Origin of the sequence: Paenarthrobacter sp. PH39-S1, from assembly GCF_030063245.1 — a bacterium.
In the GTDB taxonomy this organism is placed as follows: Bacteria; Actinomycetota; Actinomycetes; order Actinomycetales; family Micrococcaceae; genus Arthrobacter_M.
In genome coordinates this window covers 1-1,442 of the sequence record NZ_JASISR010000100.1, presented here as the reverse complement: position 1 = coordinate 1,442, position 1,442 = coordinate 1, and the positions used below count along the sequence as shown (strand labels likewise).

Genomic DNA, 1,442 nt, shown 5'->3' with positions numbered 1-1,442 from the left:
CGAAAAATGTCAAGCTGTATGGAGTCACTTGGCGCTTAGCGTGGCTGTTCTTGTTTCGGGGAGGTTGATGCCGACATGGTCGGCCGGGGCTGGTGTGCTGGGTCGGCGGCGGAACCTTCCAGGATTTTTGTCGTAGTAGCCCTGGAGCGCGTGGTCCCGTGTTTTCCAGACGTCCTTCCAGGACCCGTCGTGGACTTGTGAGGGCGAGAAGAGGGCAATGCCGGAGTGCTTGTGCTTGGTGTTGTACCAAGGCACGTACCCGCCAATGTAGGATCGGGCGGTCTCGACTTCCTTGAAGACGCGCGGGTAGCACGGCCGGTATTTCATGGTCCGAAATCCCGACTCGCTAAAGGGATTGTCGTTGCTCACGTAGGGCCGGTTGTGGGACAGCTCTACGCCGTGGGCGGTGAGGGCATCGCGGAGCAGGTGGGACTTCATCGCCGGCCCGGAATCGGCGTGGACGGTCCGGGGTGCGCCGTGCCGGGCGATGGCCGCCTCGAACATCTCCACGGCGAGGTGGTCGGCTTCGCGTTCCTCAACCCGCCACCCAACGATCTGCCGGGAGAAAATATCCATGACGGAGTAGACCTTGAAGGCTTTCCCCTTCCAGGGCGAGTAGACATCGGTAATGTCCCACGACCAGACCTGGCATGGTCCGGTTGCTTTCACCACGGGTTTCTCCCGCCTCCCCTGTTTGTTCCCGCGTTTGGTGGGAATCGTGGGACGAAGCATCTGGTCCTCGATTTCCGCCGCGATACGCCACCAGGTGCGCTGGGAGGCGAGCATGACCCCGGCGTCCCAGGCCACGGCGAAGGAGTGGTCCACGGAGACCTGATCAGCCCAGCCCAGCATGATGTATTCGCTGATCCGGTCGCGATCCTCGGGGCTGATACGGCACTCGTAGGCGCGCTCGGCCTGGTGGAGCGGGTCCTGGACCCGCTCACGGGGATTCTGCCGGTAATGCCACGTCGAGCGCGATACGCCCGCCAGTTCAAGCGCCCGGCGTTGGGAGCCGGTGAACTCCGCCAGGGTGCGGATGAGGAGGTTCTCTGTGACTATGAACTTTTCGGACCGTTCGTCTGTTTCGTAGCGGGCCCTGGCACGTTCAATTCGTGCAAGAGCCCGATAGCTTTTCCCAGGGCATCGTTCGAACCTTCAAGTTCGCGGATGCGGCCCTTGAGCTGCTCGACTTCGCACTGGTGTTCAGCGATCTCCTGGGCACGCGCCTTTTCAAGCGCGGACCGTTCGCCATGTGTGCGGGCCATGCCTCCATGATCCCTTGGAATCAGATTCCGGTCGAGGTCGCCCTCGAACACCATCTTCCGCCACCGCCGCAACGTCCATTCCGCCACTGACTGCGAGGCAAGCCACGCGGCCTTGGTCCCATGCGGCTGCAGATAGTACTCGTGCACGAACTGACGGATCTCCTCACGGGTATACCC

The 1,442-nt window shown here is 62.2% G+C and carries 2 protein-coding genes; both read right to left on the bottom strand.

Features of this window, described 5'->3' with window-relative positions; genetic code table 11:
• Positions 1-24: 24 nt before the first annotated feature.
• The gene (locus QMG52_RS21665; protein ID WP_283562467.1) at positions 25-852 is read right to left on the bottom strand and encodes a DDE-type integrase/transposase/recombinase; all 828 of its coding nucleotides are present in this window, start codon (positions 850-852) and stop codon (positions 25-27) included.
• Between the two features lie 203 nt (positions 853-1,055).
• A partial coding sequence (locus QMG52_RS21660; protein WP_283562466.1) for a hypothetical protein occupies positions 1,056-1,442 on the bottom strand: 387 nt, incomplete at its 5' end.